The sequence below is a fragment of the Nocardia sp. NPDC005978 genome (assembly GCF_040614455.1).
Taxonomy (GTDB): domain Bacteria; phylum Actinomycetota; class Actinomycetes; order Mycobacteriales; family Mycobacteriaceae; genus Nocardia.
In genome coordinates this window covers 1-17,114 of sequence record NZ_JBEXUS010000011.1, presented here as the reverse complement: position 1 = coordinate 17,114, position 17,114 = coordinate 1, and the positions used below count along the sequence as shown (strand labels likewise).

The 17,114-nt window shown below is 67.0% G+C and carries 21 protein-coding genes; 14 read left to right on the top strand and 7 right to left on the bottom strand.

The annotated features are described in order from the left end of the window. Positions 1-132: 132 nt before the first annotated feature. On the bottom strand, positions 133-1,101 hold the full coding sequence (locus ABZ319_RS07145) for an RNA polymerase subunit sigma-70 (RefSeq protein ID WP_354985430.1): 969 nt from the start codon (positions 1,099-1,101) through the stop codon (positions 133-135). Positions 1,102-1,213: 112 nt separating this feature from the next. Between ABZ319_RS07145 and ABZ319_RS07140 the strand changes: the two genes are divergently transcribed. Together ABZ319_RS07140 and ABZ319_RS07135 are read left to right on the top strand one after the other, a co-directional pair. Continuing rightward, on the top strand, positions 1,214-1,585 hold the full coding sequence (locus ABZ319_RS07140; RefSeq protein WP_354985429.1) for a nuclear transport factor 2 family protein: 372 nt from the start codon (positions 1,214-1,216) through the stop codon (positions 1,583-1,585). 69 nt (positions 1,586-1,654) lie between these two features. Next, entirely contained in the window at positions 1,655-1,957 is a 303-nt protein-coding gene (locus ABZ319_RS07135; RefSeq protein ID WP_354985428.1) for a hypothetical protein, read from the top strand. Here ABZ319_RS07135 and ABZ319_RS07130 read toward each other — a convergent pair. Then, entirely contained in the window at positions 1,933-2,349 is a 417-nt protein-coding gene (locus ABZ319_RS07130) for a nuclear transport factor 2 family protein (RefSeq protein WP_354985427.1), read from the bottom strand. The two genes, ABZ319_RS07135 and ABZ319_RS07130, sit on opposite strands and share 25 nt — an antisense overlap. A gap of 50 nt (positions 2,350-2,399) precedes the next feature. Here ABZ319_RS07130 and ABZ319_RS07125 point away from each other — a divergent pair, with 50 nt between their 5' ends. The 4 genes from ABZ319_RS07125 to ABZ319_RS07110 all read left to right on the top strand — a co-directional run bounded on the left by ABZ319_RS07125 (position 2,400) and on the right by ABZ319_RS07110 (position 6,099). After that, entirely contained in the window at positions 2,400-2,882 is a 483-nt protein-coding gene (locus ABZ319_RS07125) for a MarR family winged helix-turn-helix transcriptional regulator (RefSeq protein ID WP_354985426.1), read from the top strand. A gap of 140 nt (positions 2,883-3,022) precedes the next feature. Further along, a complete protein-coding gene (locus ABZ319_RS07120) occupies positions 3,023-4,366 on the top strand; it encodes a hypothetical protein (RefSeq protein ID WP_354985425.1) in 1,344 nt (447 codons plus the stop codon). A 104-nt stretch (positions 4,367-4,470) separates the two neighbouring features. Then, entirely contained in the window at positions 4,471-5,043 is a 573-nt protein-coding gene (locus ABZ319_RS07115; protein WP_354985424.1) for a GNAT family N-acetyltransferase, read from the top strand. Between the two features lie 111 nt (positions 5,044-5,154). Next, positions 5,155-6,099 (top strand): hypothetical protein, encoded by a 945-nt coding sequence (locus ABZ319_RS07110; protein WP_354985423.1) that lies wholly within the window; start codon positions 5,155-5,157, stop codon positions 6,097-6,099. Here ABZ319_RS07110 and ABZ319_RS07105 read toward each other — a convergent pair. Together ABZ319_RS07105 and ABZ319_RS07100 are read right to left on the bottom strand one after the other, a co-directional pair. Beyond that, the gene (locus tag ABZ319_RS07105; protein ID WP_354985422.1) at positions 6,096-6,563 is read right to left on the bottom strand and encodes a hypothetical protein; all 468 of its coding nucleotides are present in this window, start codon (positions 6,561-6,563) and stop codon (positions 6,096-6,098) included. The two genes, ABZ319_RS07110 and ABZ319_RS07105, sit on opposite strands and share 4 nt — an antisense overlap. A 129-nt stretch (positions 6,564-6,692) precedes the next feature. Further along, positions 6,693-7,187, bottom strand: a complete 495-nt coding sequence (locus tag ABZ319_RS07100) for a hypothetical protein (RefSeq protein ID WP_354985421.1) — start codon at positions 7,185-7,187, stop codon at positions 6,693-6,695. 141 nt (positions 7,188-7,328) lie between these two features. Here ABZ319_RS07100 and ABZ319_RS07095 point away from each other — a divergent pair, with 141 nt between their 5' ends. Then, positions 7,329-8,243 carry a hypothetical protein gene (locus ABZ319_RS07095; RefSeq protein WP_354985420.1) on the top strand — a complete coding sequence of 305 codons (915 nt, stop codon included), beginning with the start codon at positions 7,329-7,331 and terminating at the stop codon, positions 8,241-8,243. Positions 8,244-8,445: 202 nt separating this feature from the next. On the opposite strand, the gene ABZ319_RS07090 is transcribed toward ABZ319_RS07095, so the two are convergent. After that, entirely contained in the window at positions 8,446-8,652 is a 207-nt protein-coding gene (locus ABZ319_RS07090) for a hypothetical protein (RefSeq protein ID WP_354985419.1), read from the bottom strand. 200 nt (positions 8,653-8,852) lie between these two features. Continuing rightward, positions 8,853-9,023: a hypothetical protein gene (locus ABZ319_RS07085; RefSeq protein WP_354985418.1), complete on the bottom strand. Its 171-nt coding sequence runs from the start codon at positions 9,021-9,023 to the stop codon at positions 8,853-8,855. Between the two features lie 212 nt (positions 9,024-9,235). Here ABZ319_RS07085 and ABZ319_RS07080 point away from each other — a divergent pair, with 212 nt between their 5' ends. The 3 genes from ABZ319_RS07080 to ABZ319_RS07070 all read left to right on the top strand — a co-directional run bounded on the left by ABZ319_RS07080 (position 9,236) and on the right by ABZ319_RS07070 (position 10,447). Further along, positions 9,236-9,712, top strand: a complete 477-nt coding sequence (locus tag ABZ319_RS07080) for a hypothetical protein (protein ID WP_354985417.1) — start codon at positions 9,236-9,238, stop codon at positions 9,710-9,712. A gap of 69 nt (positions 9,713-9,781) precedes the next feature. After that, complete coding sequence (locus ABZ319_RS07075) at positions 9,782-10,021, top strand: hypothetical protein (protein WP_354985416.1); 240 nt, start codon at positions 9,782-9,784, stop codon at positions 10,019-10,021. Positions 10,022-10,105: 84 nt separating this feature from the next. Next, entirely contained in the window at positions 10,106-10,447 is a 342-nt protein-coding gene (locus ABZ319_RS07070) for a hypothetical protein (protein WP_354985415.1), read from the top strand. 359 nt (positions 10,448-10,806) lie between these two features. Here ABZ319_RS07070 and ABZ319_RS07065 read toward each other — a convergent pair whose 3' ends face one another. Continuing rightward, on the bottom strand, positions 10,807-11,523 hold the full coding sequence (locus ABZ319_RS07065; protein ID WP_354985414.1) for a helix-turn-helix transcriptional regulator: 717 nt from the start codon (positions 11,521-11,523) through the stop codon (positions 10,807-10,809). Positions 11,524-11,658: 135 nt separating this feature from the next. Here ABZ319_RS07065 and ABZ319_RS07060 point away from each other — a divergent pair, with 135 nt between their 5' ends. The 4 genes from ABZ319_RS07060 (at position 11,659) to ABZ319_RS07045 (ending at position 16,952) form a co-directional block, all read left to right on the top strand. Continuing rightward, complete coding sequence (locus ABZ319_RS07060) at positions 11,659-13,092, top strand: MFS transporter (RefSeq protein WP_354985413.1); 1,434 nt, start codon at positions 11,659-11,661, stop codon at positions 13,090-13,092. 147 nt (positions 13,093-13,239) lie between these two features. Next, entirely contained in the window at positions 13,240-13,881 is a 642-nt protein-coding gene (locus ABZ319_RS07055; RefSeq protein WP_354985412.1) for a TetR/AcrR family transcriptional regulator, read from the top strand. A 3-nt stretch (positions 13,882-13,884) separates the two neighbouring features. Further along, the gene (locus ABZ319_RS07050; protein ID WP_354985411.1) at positions 13,885-15,498 is read left to right on the top strand and encodes a GMC family oxidoreductase N-terminal domain-containing protein; all 1,614 of its coding nucleotides are present in this window, start codon (positions 13,885-13,887) and stop codon (positions 15,496-15,498) included. Next, positions 15,495-16,952 carry an NAD(P)/FAD-dependent oxidoreductase gene (locus ABZ319_RS07045; RefSeq protein WP_354985410.1) on the top strand — a complete coding sequence of 486 codons (1,458 nt, stop codon included), beginning with the start codon at positions 15,495-15,497 and terminating at the stop codon, positions 16,950-16,952. Before ABZ319_RS07050 ends, ABZ319_RS07045 begins: the two co-directional genes overlap by 4 nt. The last annotated feature ends 162 nt before the right edge of the window (positions 16,953-17,114 follow it).

Genomic DNA, 17,114 nt, shown 5'->3' with positions numbered 1-17,114 from the left:
GGCGAAGCGAGGCCGGCCGCCGAATGCGGGGATGTCGATGCCGTACTCGCGCCCGCGGCGACCGCGCGGGTGGTGGCCGCAGCGGGTCCGACAGTCACGGTTGCACTGCCGGTCCAGGCCAGGATGCACAACTCACGCATCCAGCGTCATCGGCAGATCGAAGTGCGGAAACACCTCGGCGGGCGGGAAGTGGGTGAGCATACCCACGCCCTCCCCCGCGAGACCGAGTACGAGCAGCCCCGTGGCACGGAAACCCGAGTCACCCGCGAGCCTGGCGTAGACCCCGAACGCCGGACCACCGTTCGCACGCGTACCCATGAGCCGCAACGGATTCCGATCCCGGAATGCCGGAACCCCGCGCAGGAACTCCGCGATCACCTCTCGGCCCTGATACTGGTGCGGCCACGGCGGCATGGTGAGCCACGCGTCGTCGGTCAGCAGCGCCACGACCGCATCCACATCGCGCGCCGAATACGCGGCCGCGAACCGCCGCGTCAACTCCCGCTCGGTGTCCGAACCACGCCCGGGCGGATCCACCGGCTCGGCATCGCCGTGCAGCGTCGCCCGCGCGCGCTGCAACGTGGCCTTCACCGCGGTGGTCGTGGTGCCGAGCATGTCGGCGACCTCGGATCCACTGAACTCCAGCGCATCCCGCAGCACCAGCACCGCGGTCTGGCGCGGCGGCAACCGCTGCAATGCCGAAATAAATGCCACCCCAACCGATTCCATTGCCTGATAGCTCTTCTCCGGGTCGAGCAGGCTGTCCGGAAACGGCTCGAGCCAGCCCACGTCCCCCGCCCGCGTGGGCTCGGGAACCTCGAACGGCAACGGCGGCGGGGGCCGGCGGCTCGCGTCCCGCCGGGCGTTCGAACAGCGATTCGTGGCGATCCGATACAGCCACGTCCGCACCGAGGAGCGCTCCTCGAACTCCGGCAGCGCTCGCCACGCCGCCAGCAGGGTCTCCTGCACGACGTCCTCGGCATCGTGCAGCGACCCGAGCAGCCGATAGCAGTGCACCCGCAATTCACCCCGATAGGGCGCGGTGAGCTGCGCGAACGCCAGCTCGTCCCCGCCCCGCGCAGCAGTCAATGCCTCGGTCATGCCGCCATCGTGACATCTGTGGCCGACATTCGCCGGGACGCCACCGGTCCGTTCGAGGGCGGGTCGGTGTCTATACCGATGACCGCTTCTCACCGATCGAATCGAGACCGACATGATCACCAACGACAGCCCCGCCGTCCGCGTCGCCCTGGAGTACTTCCACGCCTGGACCGGTAAGGACATGGACACCGCGATGAAGTACGTCGCCGAGGACATCGTCTGCGACGCCCCCGCGGGCCGCATCGAGGGCGCGGCCGCCTATCGCGCCTTCCTCGAGCCGTTCAGCCAGATCCTCGTCGGCGCGACGATGTTCGCCGCCTTCGGGAACGACACCACGGCCCTGGTCATGTACAACACCTCGACCCTCCCGGTCGCCGACGGCCCAGGGGCCGAACTCGTCACCGTTGTCGACGGCCGAATCACGCAGAGCCGCTTCATCTTCGACCGCCTGCCGTTCGAGGCCGCGAGGTCTGCGGCACACTGATTGCGAACGATGCCGGGCTCCGGATCCACCGGGGCCCGGTGTCCTCGGGCATCGGCAATCGGAGGCGCGGTGAGCTTCTGGACCCTCATCGGCTGGCTGGCGTGGAGCGCGAGCTTCGTGAACATCGCCGCCGTCTGCCTGCAATTGCGCCGCATGTGGGCCTCGCGCAGCGCCGAGGGCGTCTCGCTCGGCATGCTCGCGATCTTCGTCTACGTGCAGTCCGTCTTCTGCCTGGTGGGTTTCCACGAGCGCCAGTGGGCGCTGTTCTACGGGATGCTCGGCAGTTTCGTGACCACCTGTCTCACGATCGCGGTGGCGGTTCGCCTGCGCAGGACGGGCCATCCCGATCAGGCGGGCACGAGCGGCTCGTAGCAGTCGTAGTTGCGCTGGGCGATGATCTTCCCCTCCCGGAATTCCAGCACCGTGGCGATGTGCGCCCGCATGACATGACCGACCGGCAGGTCCCGCACCGGCACCGCCAGCGTCCCGGTCCAGAGCACCTCCAGCACGACCTGCTCGCCCATCGCGATCGTGTTGAGCACCTCGAAGTTCTGCGCGCTCAAGCCTTTCCGCCCCGCCGCCGAGGCTGCCTGCACCTGGTCGAGGCTGCGCATGTTCCCCTGCGGGAACAGCGCGTTCGGCAGCTCGTGGTGGGTGAAATCCGGGTGGAAGAACGCGGCCAGCTCGGCTCCGCCCGCGAAGTCCGACACCGCCCGGTGGTAGCGCAGCGCGATCTCGACATTGGGATTCTCGATGTTCGACATATTCACAACCATAGTTGCACAACTAAGGTTGTGCAACGCAGAATGTCCCCATGACCGCCGACCTCGATCCCCGCTCGCTCGACACCGGAACCCTCGCGCTGTTCGCGGGCCAAGCCGCCGCGGCACAGGTTCAGGCGTCCTTGAGCGAGGACGGCTTCGGCGATCTGCGCATGTCACACGGCTACCTCTTCCAGCACCTGATCGTCGGCGAGCCCACCATCACCGAACTGGCGACCCACCTTTCGATGACCCAGCAGGGCGCGTCCAAAGCCGTCGCCGAGCTCGAACGCCTCGGCTACTGCGAACGCACGCCCGACCCCTCGGACGCCCGCATCCGGCGCATCCGCCTGACTTCCCGCGGCCGCGCCGCTGTCGCCGCCGCCCGCCGCGCCCGCGCCGCTCTCGAAACCCGACTCGCGGCACGGTTCGGTGAATCGCATCTCGCGGCACAGCGCACGTTCCTCACCGAACTGCTCGCCGAACTCGGCGGGATCGAGGCCGTCGAACGCCGGGCGGTGCTCCCGCCCCACTGATCGCGATCCCGGTTTTCCGGCGCGTCGCGCACGACTTGCCTTGCCGGGACATCGATTTCACCCGAACCGCTTGACCGGACCGGGCGCGTCGCCGGACCATCGAAACTCAGCACGGCCGGCGAGAGCGAAGCGAGAAGCCGATGAACAAGACCAGCTTGAACAGCGGCAATCTGCTCCCGCCCGCCGGGACGAACAAGGGGTCCGCGCTCGCGTCGGGCAACTTTCTGCGCGTCGGTGACTACTTCTTCAAACAGGGCCCGCTCTCGGGTTTCTACGCGGTCCTGCAAGCCAACGGCGACCTGCGGTTCTATTTCGCGCGCCCCGGGGCGACCGGCGGGGCCTACGCCGACATCGACCCGAATCAGCCGTACTACTCCGCGGTGGGCGACGCCGGTTCCGCGCACATCGACCCGAAGTGGAAGTTCAATCCCGCGCAGACCAACGGCCAGTACTTCGCGACCATCCAGAACGACGGCAACTTCGTCATCTATCGCGGGACCGGGCCGTCGGACAACAAGGGTCCGTGCTGGGCCACGAACACCTGGCAGCGCGGCCCCGGTCCGAAGTACTGGGCGGTCTTCGCGCCCGACGGCAACCTCCAGATCGGCTCCGCGCCCGAGGGTGTCGTGCCGGACAACGGGTTCGACCCCGCGTTCATCACCTGGAACTCGAGCCAGAGTTACGCGGCGACCCGGGTGACGACCGGCAACACTCTGCAAGCCGGACAATGGATTTCACGCAACACGCTGCTGCCTTCGGGGAACGGCAAATACGGTCTGACGCTGACCGACACGGGTGCGCTCACCCTGGTGTGCGGCACCCCGCCCGGCAGCGGCATCCAGACCACGCGGCAACCGTACTGGAGCAACCGCGTCACCAAGCCCGCGTTCCCGTGCTTCGCTGTCATGCAGACCGACGGCAACCTCTGCGTCTACAAGGGCACGGACCCCGGTCACAATCAGGGCCTCTACTGGGCGATCTCGACCAAGGCCCGCCCGCAGGGCAGCTACGTCACCACCATCACCGACGATGGCACCCTCGCGGTCTATTCCGGCTCCGATCCGTCCACCGCCGCACCCTCGATCTGGAACAACGCGGCCCCCGCCAACCCCACCGACGCCGTACTGACGATCGTCTCGGGCAACAACCAAACCGTGCACGGCGGCGGCATAGGCAACGACTGGACCTCCGCCGCGCCCCTGTCGGTGAAATACGGCCGGGCGAACGGCGTGCCCTTCCCCGGCGTCCAGATCTACTTCGCCCCCTACAACCCCCAGGGCCAGGCGATGCGGATCTCCTTCGACGGCAATTCCGAACAGGCGTACGCCTCATACTCCACCGACAACACCGGCGTGGCCACCACCCCGAAGGTCTGGGTCTTCATCCTCAGCACCGCCGGCACGACGTTCGACATCCGCGCGGCCATCGGCTCCTATCGCGGCGATCCCCACATCGACTTCATCATCCACGGGCTGGATCCGTAGCCGGTCGATTCGGCTCGGGAATGCGGCTGTGCATTCCCGAACCGGCCGGCGCGCGGGCGAAAACGATTTGTCTCGGTACAGGCCCCACCGCCACTATCGCCTGTATGGACCTCGAACTCTCGCCTGCTCTGGCACCGGGCGTCGGCCCTCCGCAGCGAATCGAGTTGGAGGGCCTGCTGCTACGCCGCTGGCAGCCGGAGGACCTGACCGCACGGGTCGAGGCGCTCACCGAATCCTACGAGCACATCCACCCGTGGATGGAGTGGCTGGCCGAACCCCCGACCGTTGCGAAGCAGCGCGAGTTCGATGAGACCGTCGCCCAGGGCTGGCCAACGCACGACCGCGCCTTCAACTACGGGATCTTCGACGGTGACGGGACCCTGCTCGGCGCGATCGGCCTCCACGACTGCCTCGGCCCACCGGCGCTGGAAATCGGCTACTGGTGCCATGTGAAGCACACCGGGCGCGGCGTGGTCACCCGCAGCGCGGGCGAGCTGACCCGAATCGCATTGGCGCTACCCGGCATAGAGAGCGTCGAAATCCACTGCGACGAAGCCAACGTCCGCAGCGCCGCGGTCGCGCGCCGACTCGGCTATCGCCTCGACCGCATCGAACCCCGCGTGCAAAGCGCTCCGGCCGAATCCGGGCGCGGGATGTTCTGGGTGAAAGAGCGATAGCCGACACGAAAAGCTCAGAACCACACGATTTCTCCACAGCTGGCAACCAATTCGAACATATCCGGTCGATACCGTTACCGCGTGTTTGCTCGTGACAAATCGCGGAATCGCTTGACCCCCTTCGCATACGCACTACAGCTCGTTGCGGTCGGCGCGTTGGCTGTGGCATGGCTGGCGATCGGCCGCGCACTCTACTCGGAGTCGGGAGCCGATCCGGGGGTCAAGCTCGAGGCGGGTGGCCGGTTCGCGGCCAACTTCACCGTCTACTGGCCATTTCTGTTGGTCGTCAGCCCGCTGGTGTTCCTCACCGCCATTTTCGGCCTGCTGCCCTACCGATTCGCGCCCGGCGGCGCCATCGCGGGCGGGCTGATCACCAGTTTGTTCGCCCAGTTCGTGGGAGCCGAGCTACACCTGTTCGGGTTCGAGCCCGGAATATCGGAACACCTCGACACGAGCCTCGCCGCGTCGTGTGTCGCGCTTGCCACCGCGTTCGCGGCGGCCTGCCGCCACTTCTACGACGGCCGGTCCGGTCGGACACGTGCCGCCTGGGTGCGGGGCGGAGCGGCACTCTCGGTCGCGTTCGTCACCGCCGCGATGCTCACGATTCCGCCGCTGATCGGGGGCAGCGGAACCCCGTCCGGCGTCCTGGCCGATCGCGTCACCGACCGCAATTGCGGGAGGAATTGGTCGGACTGGATCGACGCGACGCGAACGACCGTCTACGCGGGTGACGCCAAGCAGACGGATCCGCCGAAAGATGTTCCCGACAAAGCGTTCGGGGTCGTGGTCACGCTACGAACCGGCGCAGGCAAGGTAGAGACAACCCCGCCCACCGCGATCTCGTTCCGCGACGACGAGCCGCTACGGCCGGATCCGCCGAACAGCGTGGTGTTGCTGCACCGATCCGGTACAGGCAACACGTTCGCGTTCACCGAGTTACGCGATCCGACGTGCGAGGCCGGCGGTACCCGGGTGGTTTCGGCGAGCTACAAATACGCGGACTACGGCACCGCGAGCGGGAATCGAATAGAGGGCAGGGTGACCCGCGGCGACTAATGCCCGCAACTCCACACGCTCTGCGGCGCGGCACTGATCACACCGAAGTTCAGCCCGGTCAACCGCGCGATCATCTCGAAGACAAATTCCTCGTCCACAGGCTCCGGCGCCGAAGCCTCTTCCGGCAGCGGTTGCCCGTGCTCATCAACGACCTCCCCCTCGGCGTAAACGATGCGTCGTACCGGGACCCCGCCGATGTACCAGGCGAACCCGTGCACGGTCGAAACACTGTTGGTCACCCACGCCAGCACCCGGCCGCTGCACGAAAGCGCCTGCACTGCGGCGTCATCGAAGACCACACGGAATTGCGGATCAGCAATACAGGTCCACCCGCCCACCGACGAAACCCCGTAGTCACGCGGCTCCGTGAACACCGCGTCGAACTCGACGAACTCCCCCACCTCGAACGGCCGCCCGGGCAGCCCTGCCACGTCGACAACTCCCTCCAGGGTCAGCCCCTGCACCTTCCACCCCACACCCATCTCCTTTCCACGGTTCCTCGGGCGAGGCTAGGGCAAACCTCCGACAGACCTACACCGATGAAGTCGAGGCGGATGACCGCCGATGAGCAGTCCGAATCTCCCAGCACGGAATCAGTCGGTGGCGGTCAGCGCCAGACGGGCGATATGTGTACTGGAGACCAGGACGATCTCTGTCCATTTGTTGGCGTAATAGCTCTCCGGCCGAGTATCAACCTGGGCGGCGACTCGTACCGCCCCGATAAAGCTCTCGATGGCATTTGCGAGTGCCTGAACATGCGAATCGACGGCGTCTTCGTCCTCGGTCAGTCCACCCGGTGGATACACCGCACCGAGGACGCTCCGGAAATCGTCCGCCCAGCTGCACCGCGTACCGATCGCACGCACACTGACAACCGGATCCGACACCACACGGCGCACATGGTCTGCTACCGGAATGCGATGCGGCAGTCGATGCTCGCCCAGGGCGACGACAGGGTCGAGGAGAATGCTGACGCTGTGGTCGCTGGCGGAGATCGCCTTTTCGAGCTGTCGCGCCGCGGCTGCCACAGCGGCGCGCGGGTTTTCGCGTGTCAATCCGTTGCGGTGGGTGTTCGAGCGCTTCTTCACAGGGTAAGTATCAATCGCGGTCGGTAGCGAGGCTGCGCTCAGCCTGTGGACGTTGTCCAGCCGGCCCACTCCAGGTGGGCCACTCGCTGGACCACCTCGCCTTGCCGGGCAGGTGGCGGGCGTGCCCCTAGGCTTGGGCGCATGACGCTCGACCAGGTCGTCACCGAACTCTATGGACTCCCGCCCGCCGAGTTCGTACCCGCCCGCACCGAGCGGGCGCGGCAGGCCCGCGACGCCGGGGACAAGGCCCTGGCCGCCGCCATCGGCAAGCTGCGGCGGCCGACGGTCGCCGCGTGGGCGCTGAATCTGCTCTCTCGTGAGGCTGGCGAGGATGTCCGCGCGGTCGCGGAGGTGGGCGAAGCCCTGCGCGACGCGCAGCGGCGGCTGTCGGCGGACAAGTTGCGCGCGCTCACCACGCAGCGGCAGCAGGTGGTCAACGCCGTCACCCGCAAAACCGCCGAACTGGCGGCGGGCCACGGCCAGCGCCTGACCGAATCCGTCCTGCGCGAGGTCGGCGCGAGTCTGCAGGCGGCGCTGGCGGATCAATCGGTCGCCGACGGGCTGCGCGCCGGAACGCTCACCGCCGCAGCCACCTACGAGGGATTCGGTCCAGCCGCACTGACCGCGGTTCCCGGTGCGGGACATCGCGGCAGCGAAACGCACTCGGCGACAGACGATTCCACCGAGAATCACACCGAAAAGCCAGCCGCGCGCACCAAACGCCGCCCCGAATCCGAGGCCGAAGACAAGCCCGCTCCCGACCCGCAGGCCGAGATACGGCGCGAGCTCGAGCAGATGCTCACCGAGGTCGAATCCGCCCGCGCCGCCGTAACTTCCGCTCGATCCGACCACGACGCGGCCGCAGCGGACCTGGCAGAACTCGTCGGCCGGGTCGAAACCCTCCGAGCCGAGCTGACCGAGGCCGAACAGCGCCGCCGATTCACCGCGGCCACCGAGCGAACCACACGCGAGGCTCTCCAGCGCGCGCAGAAACACCTGGACGGCGTGGAACGACGCGTGGACGGCGCCCGCAAACGTTTGACTCCCGGGGTCTGAACGGACCCGCGCCGTCTCGAGCCGGCGCACCGATGGAGCCGGCGAAGTTGAGCCGATGTGTTCGCGCTCGCGTCCGCGAATGCCAAGCGCTGCAAGCCGCTACGGGTCCTCGGCAACCCGTGGAACGCGACCGATCCTGGCCGCCGACGGGGCAAAAACCTCCGGCGGCCAGGATCTGATGAGCGCTACAACCCGGTGCCGCTCAGGACTCGGGAATCAGGTCGGCAGCCTCCTGCAGAACCTTCTTGTACAGCCCGTCGAGGTCCTCGTACCGGCTGTTCGCCGCCTCGAGTTCCGTCTGCAGTTCGGCGATCTGCCGTTCGAGACCCACCACCTTGACGTCCAGCTCGCGGTTCTTGTTCTGCTCCTCGAGCAGCGCCTGTTTGATGTCGTCGTCGTGCTCGCTCATGGTCTCTCCCGCTAGTCTCGGGCCGGTCCGCCCGACCCAGCGGCAACTCTAGAGCGTCACGGCCGCTCAGGACATCCGTTGCACCACAAACACATCGGATCGCAAACCGTCTGGCTCGACCCGGCGTTCTCGGTCCCGCTGCCGCCCCGCGCCCGCGCCCGCGACGAACTCGGCGGGCGGCCGCGCTGGTCCGCGACGGCTCAACTACCCGAGGACCCGCTACCGCTCGACGGGAAACCGCTACCGCTGGAAGGCATTCCGGTCGGGGCCTGCCATCCCACCGGCAGATCGCCGATCCGGATACGTTGCGGATGGTCGCCGACCGGAATCGACACGATCTTGCTTCCGGTAGCGAAGTCGATCGCGGTCACCTGATCGGCGGCACTTTCGGAGATGACGCACGCCTTGCCGTCGCCGCTGACCGTGGCCGTGGCCGTGGCCGTGGCCGTGGCCGTGGCCGGGAAGCGACCATGCCGCAGTCGGTGTGGCGGATCAGATGGTTTCCGTGTTGCCGATTTCGTAGAAGATTTCGCGCGGAAGGCAGCGATCTGTGCGCTGTGCCCGCGGGTGGTTCGATGTGGGAATGTCAGAGCTCGTGGTCGGATTTCAGGTTGGTCAGCGGGTCACCGTCATGGAGGGGCCGTTCATGACTCTCGAGGCGGTTGTCATGGAGGCCGAGGAGAACTCGACGACCGCCAAGGGCGGCATCGTGATCTTCGGAAAGACTGTGGGCGTCACTTTGACGATCGGTGCGGAATCACGCGTGATTGCGGAGCTCGATCGTTCAGAGGAGATCGCCAGACACGCGGGCGCGACTCGCTATTACGGCATTGTGGGCCGAGTCGTGGCCGGCGCCGACGCAGGGCGCTGTATCCGAGTCGACAGGATGCAGGACTTCGCCGAAACACCAGAGGAGCGAGCGCTGGCAAAAGGCGACATGATCCGAATTGCCGATGACCCCGCCATGGAGATCGCCTGCCGCTGTGAGTGGGTGGAGGACTGGGCCGCGGTGGAGGAGACCCTTCTTCGTGATGGCCACCGAGTGGACTGGCACATGTGAACGCCCCACTTCGAACTCCCGCCTCAACGCCTCAATGTACGGGGAATATGGGACGTATCGGGGGCTAGCATGGCGCGCGTGTGGTTCAAAAAGTACGTGATCGTGTTCGGGGTGCTGTTGGTGTTGTCCTGCGGGCTGTGGGTGTTCGCCAAGTGGGCGGAGAATCCCGCCTTGTTCGACTTCTCGGACTGTTCGGGGGCCTACTGTCCGCCGGAGGTGTACCAGTCGCTCGCCGCGCAGCCGACCGTGACGACGGAGCCGGCTTGGAGCGAATCACTCACGGCTTCATCGGTTTCGTGCTGTCGCTGATCTGAAGCCACGCGGGCATCCGTTTCTGCCGATTGGCGTGTGCGTCAGTCCACTGGCAATACCCAATGCAGATACGGTGTTGCCGTGGAACAGCGCTTGAGTAAGGGCGATGGTTGCGAGCTACCTGCCATCGCAGTACACCTGCTGACCGACGATCCGCAACCGGGCATCGCTCTGGTCGAATTTGTAGATGCACATGGCCGACCGCACCAACTGGTCGGCAAGACAGCCTACTTCGGCGGATTGACTGGAACCGTTGCGTATCCATGCCCTACCAGCATTGAGTGCACGCTCGAGGACATCGAAGACGACATAGCCACGGTCAGTACACGGTGGTTGTCCGGCGGTCCCGACCATCTGCGTTTCGTCTTCGAGGTACGACTGGAGGTTCTTGATCCGACCGACCATAGACCGCCGACTAGTTGACCCTCGCGTCGTCGACGTCCGCGTCTACCGATGATCAAGCGAACTGACGAGCACGGCCCTGCCCATCGCAATCGGTCAGGGCCGTTGCCACGCAACGCACTTCATTGCCGCTGATCGCGCTGGTTGCCGGCCATCGTGAGCACCGCCGAGAGTCAATGGGCGGAACCGATCTGTGGCCAGGCGGGAATGCGCTACGGCTGATGAGCGGGTGGTTGCAGCCGGCCTGCCGCACCGGCAGGACCGATGTCCGGGTTGCCGGAGACCGTCTCTACACCGCCCTCCTGATGTACTTGCGAAATGCCTCGACTGCGACGCGCGTGGACGGTGGCACTGCACGCGGGGGCATGCCGTGCACGGCGTCAGTTCCTAGTGCCGCCGAGATATCCCCTGGGTGTCGTGCCGACCGTTCGCCGGAAAGCCGCCAGAAACGCGCTGGCCGTCGCGTATCCGACGCTGTGCGCCACACGGGATACCGGTTGCCCCTCGGCGAGCATCACGAGCGCCGCCTGCAGCCGCGCGTGAGTGCGCCAGCGGTCGAAGCTCATACCGGTGTCTTGGACGAACAGGCGAGTCAGCGTCCGCCTGCTCACGCCGACCGCGCGGGCGTGCGCCTCCAGTCCGCGCGGATCGGCGGGATCTTCCAGGAGCGCGTCTGCGACCGCCCGCACTCGTTCATCGACGGGGAGCGGCACGTCGATCGGCGTCGCGGGCAGCGGTTGCAGGAGATCCAGCACGACCGCCTCGGCGCGGCGGCGCGCATCGTCGGCCAGATCATCCTTACCCAGGTGGGCGATCAAGTGCGCCAGCAGCCCGTCGACGCGCACAGCGGTGGGCTCGGTCCAGGTCACGTCACAGCGGTCCGGTTCGAAGTAGAGACTGTGCAGCACGGCATCGCGCGTCGCGCCGGTGCGATGCACAACCCCGGCGGGAAGCCACAGCGCCAACGTCGGCGGTAGCACCCAATTCACTTGTCCCGCAGCAACACCGAGAACTCCGCTCCGCGTCCAGGCCAGTTGGTGCTGTGGGTGGTAGTGCGTGTGGGTCCATTCACCCGCGAGCAGGGGAAAGCTTCCCACGACAATGGCACCGACTCCGGCGGGTGCGGGTTCGAAAGCAGGCTCGAGCACCCCACCAGACTATGTCCCCAACACGATAAAACATGGCCCTGTGACGTATAGCGGCCAAGGTCCGGCCTTACCTACCGTCGTCTCATGACTCCGATCTCGACCCGGACGCCCGACACACCACCCGCAGCCAGGCGCCGGAGTACGGCCCTAATCGTGCTGTGCCTGGTGCAGTTCATGCTCAACCTGGACGACAACGTGGTGAGCATCGCGCTCCCCACCGTCCGCGCGGAACTCGGTTTCGGCTTCGCCGGGCTGGCCTGGGTGGTCAACGGATACATCCTGGCCTTCGGCGGGTTCCTGCTACTGTCCGGCCGGATTGCCGACCTGTTCGGGCGACGACGTGTATTCCTCTGCGGTGTAGCCCTTTTCGGCGCGGCGAGCCTGTTCTGCGGATTGGCCCAGGAGCCCTGGCAGCTGATCGTCGGACGGTTCGTTCAAGGAAGCGGTGCAGCGCTTGCGAGTCCCGCGGCCCTGGCCCTGCTCACCCTGCTATATCCCGGCGGCAAGGAGCGGGCCAAGGCCATCGGCATCTGGGGAGGAGTCGCCGCGCTGGGCGCGACACTGGGACTGGTCATCTCGGGCATGCTGACCGATTTCGCCTCATGGCGCTGGGTCTTCTTCATCAATCTGCCGGTTGCCGTGCTGGTTCTGGTCGTGCTGCCGCGACTGGTCGGCGAAAGCCGCACCGAAACCTCTGCGCGAGTAGACATACCCGGCGCGGTACTGGTCGTCGCCGTACCCGGCCTGCTGGTCTACGGCCTGCTGCGGGCATCCGAAACCGGCTGGGCAAACGCGAGTTCCGTGATCCCCATCGCTGCCGCGGCGCTGTTGGCGTTGACGTTCGTCGCCGTCGAGCTACGCACCGCGGAACCGCTGGTCCCCCTGTCGTTCCTCACTTTTCGGCCGAGGGCGGTGGCCAATACAACCCTCCTGCTGTTCTCCGCAAGCTTCTACGCGATGGCATTTCTACTGATGCTGCACATCCAAACCGTCCTCGACTACAGCCCCTTCACCGCCGGTCTGAGCTATCTGCCGTTCGGCGCGGGCATTCTCACGGGCATGGCGGTCTCATCGCGTGCTGTGCGCCGGCTCGGCGAGCGATGGGCACTCGTGGCCTTCTTGCTGATCAGCGCCGCCGGGCTCGTCCTGATGTCGGGCATCGACCCGTCCGACAGCTATGTCGCAGGAATACTGCCCGCATTGCTGATCACCAGCATCGGCTGCGGAATGACCCTGCCCGCTCTGACAGTCCTCGCACTCACGGGCACTACCGAGGAGAATGCCGGCCTCGGCTCCGCCGTCGTCACATCGGTCCAACAGCTCGGTGGCGCAGTGGGCTTGGCGGTTCTCGTGACACTCGCGGAACAGCGCCGCACCACCTCCGGCTCGCTCGACCCCCGCCAGGCGGCGACCGACGGCTTCGCCCACGCGCTGACCATCTCCGCGGCGCTCGTCGCACTCAGCGCGGCACTGATAGCCACGACGCTCCGAAATACCGAGCCGGCCGAAACCGACTGATCGCGAGACTCGAAGGCAAGTGGCAGTCCCGGCCACCGAGATGGTTGCCGACCCACGAAGTCACGACCAGCCCCGATCGAACCCGCCTGTCCCCCAATACACTTCGACCCATTGACATTTAGAGACCGATTGGTTGCAATCTGCTGTGTGACCGAGACCCAGCATGTGCGGCGCACTCAGGCCGAGCGCACGGCATCCACCAAGGCAGCGCTGGTGGACGCGACGATCGCGACCATCACCGAGATCGGCTACTACCGCGCTTCCCTCGGCGAGATCTGCACCCGGGCGGGCGTGTCCAAGGGCGGGCTGTTCCGCCACTTCGACTCGCGATTGGCATTGGTCGTCGAAGTCGCCGAAGAGGTCGGCCGCCGGCACCTCGCGGGTTTTCGAGCCCTCGGTGACGCGCCCGTCGGGGAGATGCTCGCGTTGACGCGAAGCCAATCGCGCTCGCAGATCAACGCGGTCTGGTTCGAATTACTGGTCGCCGCGCGCACGGACGCCGAGCTGCGCGAGCAGCTCACCCCGGTGGCGACCCGCCTCTACGCCGCCATCGACGAGCTCGCGGTGGTGCCGTCATCGGGCGCGGGAGTCGATCCCGCGGTGCTCCGGTTGATGGGCACCTCGCTGGTGCACATGTTCGACGGCGAGGCCGTCCTGCGAGAAATCCTGCCGCGACCGGAACTCGAGGATGCACGCCTGCAAGCGGCGGTCGAACTGAGCAATGCCCTTGTCGCGCTTCGCCGTAACTACCCGTCCGTCGCCATCGAGCGATCCGGCAAGGAGAAGTAGCCCATGGCTCGAACCGAATCATCCGCGGATTACATCGTGGTCGGCGGCGGCAGCGCCGGAGCGGCGGTTGCCCGCCGGATCGCCGACGGCGGCGCCGAGGTCCTGCTACTGGAAGCGGGCGGCCGCAACGACTCCCGGCTCGTCCGCGTCCCGGGCATGGTCGGGGCGATGCACGGCGTCGGCGCGCTGCAGCGCGGTGTCACCTGGCAACCGCGCACCAGCCCGCAGCCGCATGCCGCCGACCGGCGGGTATCGCAGATGCACGGGCGCGGACTCGGTGGCGGCAGCGCGGTCAACGGGATGATCTGGTCCCGCGGACACCACCGGAACTACGACGACTGGGCCGCAGCCGGTTGCGCGGGCTGGAGTCACGCGGACGTGCTCCCGATCTTCAAGCGCATGGAGGCGTTCGAGGACGGCGCGAACGACCACCGCGGCGGCTCCGGCCCGATCGGCGTCACCCGCGCGCTCGATCTCGCCGAGGTGACCACGGCCTTCCTCGACGCCCTCGCCACGACCGCGGGAGTCCCCCACAACGCCGACTACAACGCCGCCGAACAGGAAGGCGTCTCGGTCGCCCAGTGGAACGCGGCCGGCGGACGTCGCCAGAGCTCGGCGGAGGCGTACCTGCGCGACGCGCCGCCGAACCTGCGGGTGCGCACGGGTGCGCAGGTCACGCGGATCCTCATCGACAAGGGCGCCGCGTTCGGCGTCGAGGTCGCGACCAAGCGAGGCACGGAACGTCTTGTCGCACACCAGGAAGTCATCGTGACCGCCGGTTCGTTCCGCACCGCGCAACTGCTCATGCTCTCCGGAATCGGACCGGCCGCGCACCTGGCCGAACACGGGATCCCGGTACTCGGTGACCTGCCGGTCGGTGAGGGTCTGCAGGACCACGCGGTCGTGCCCGTGGTCTACAACGTGACCGAAGGCCCCATCCTCGGTCCGGCGAAATTCGTGGCCGCGATGGCCAGGGAGCGCATTCGGCCGAACTCGACCTTCCTGGGCGGCTCCTATATGGAAGGCATCGCCCACATCAGGTCCGAGCATGCCGGTGCGCTTCCCGATCTGCAGTTGTTCGCGACCCCGCTCGGCCGTCGCGGCAAGGACGCCACGGTTCCGGGGGTTCACCCCGACATCGACGGCTCCTGCTTCACGGTCTACCTGGTGCTGCTCTATCCCGAGAGCTCGGGAACGGTTCGGCTGGCCTCGCGTGATCCGCACGCGGCCCCGGTGATCGATCCCCGCTACCTGAGCGCGTCCGCGGATCTCGACGTGCTGATGTCGGGCGTGGAGATCGTCCGCGAGGCGATGGCACACCCCGGTGCCGCGTCCTACGTCCGCGCCGAAGTCGCACCCGGCCGCGCGGGCGCGACATCGGTCGCCGTCAGAGAAGATGCGCGCCAGCGGATTTCGAGCGTCTATCACCCGACCGGCACCTGCCGCATGGGCGCGGACGAGCGCGCCGTGGTCGGCCCCGATTTGAAGGTGCGCGGCATCGAGCGGCTGCGCGTGGCCGACGCATCGGTGATGCCGTCCATTCCCGGCGGCAACACCAACGCGCCGTCGATGATGATCGGCGAGCGCGCCGCCCAACTGGTTCTGGAGGACGCATGACCCCCCTGTTCGAGGTTGCCGTGATCGGCGCCGGTATCTCCGGCCTCGGCACCGCGATCAAGCTCCGCGAGGCGGGGATCACCGACTTCGTGGTGCTGGAGAAGGCCGACGGCGTCGGCGGCGTGTGGCGGGACAACACCTATCCCGGGTGCGCGGTCGACATCCCCTCGATCGCCTACTCGTATTCGTTTGCGCCGCACGACAACTGGAGTCGCAAGTTCGCGCCGCAGCCGGAGATTCTGTCCTATCTGCGCGAGACCGCCGATCGCTTCGGCGTCAGCGAGCATCTGCGCCTCGGGGTCGAGGTTCTCGAGGCGAGCTGGGACGAGCCGCAGCGATGCTGGGTGCTCGACACCGGCGAGGGCGAGATCCGCGCCCGCTCGCTCGTCGCCGCCGCCGGTCCCTGGCATGAGCCGAGCCTGCCCGCCATCGACGGCCTCGACTCCTTCCCCGGACCGGTGTTCCACACCTCGCGCTGGGATCACGACGTCGACCTGACCGGGCAGCGGGTGGCGATCGTCGGCACCGGCGCCTCGGCGATCCAGGTGGTGCCGAGCATTGCCGAGCAGGTGGCCGAACTCCATGTCCTGCAACGGACTCCGCAGTGGGTGGTACCCAAGATGGAGCCCGCGCCGTCCCGGATCGCGCGCCGCCTGGGCGTGCATCGGCTGGGGTGGGTTCACGAATTCAACCGCCGACGTGAGGAATTGATTCTCGAACTCACCAATATCGCGTTCAACCAGCGCTGGGGGCAGGCGGCGTTCAAGTGGATCGGACGCCAGAATATTCACGCGGCGATCGATGACCCCGCGCTGCGCGCCGCCCTCACACCGGAGTGGTCGGTAGGCTGCAAACGCCTGCTGATGTCGAGCGATTACTACCCGGCGCTGGCCCGCCCGAACGTCTCGGTGGTCTCGACCGGCCTGACCGCGGTCCGCGGGAACACTCTGATCGGCGAAGACGGCTCCAAGACCGAGGTCGATGTCGTGATCATGGCAACCGGCTTCAAGATCCTCGACATGCCGATCGCGGACAAGGTCAACGGCGTAGACGGACGCAGCCTGTCGCAGCACTGGGACGGCAGCCCCCAGGCCTACCTCGGAACGACGGTCCCCTCCTTCCCGAACCTCTACATCCTCTTCGGCCCGAACGTGTCGGCCGTCGCGTCGGGTTTCCTGATCGTGGAGTCCCAGCTGCAACAGGTAGTCCAGGCCCTGACCCACCTCCGGCGCAGCGCCGCGGTGTCGCTGGAGGTCCGCCCAAATGTGATGCGGCAGTTCAACAACGAGGTCCAGGCGGCGCTCCAATCCACGGTCTACAACTCGGGCGGCTGCCGCAGCTACTACTTCGACAGGAACGGCCGCAACGGGTTCTCCTGGCCGTGGTCGGCCCGCCGCCTCCGCCGCATGACCGCCCGCTTCGATCCGTCGGATTATTTCGTGACGCGGGGGTAGTTGGGTCGTCCGGTTCCCGCCGGCGGCTGTGTTCGAAACCGAGACAGCGGTCTCAAACGCACCCTCATGCCTGCGGATTCAGGCGGTTATCGCAACACCTCATCGAGTGCTTCTGATGGTGTACGGAATCCGAGGGTTTGTCGAGGGCGGCTGTTGAGCTGG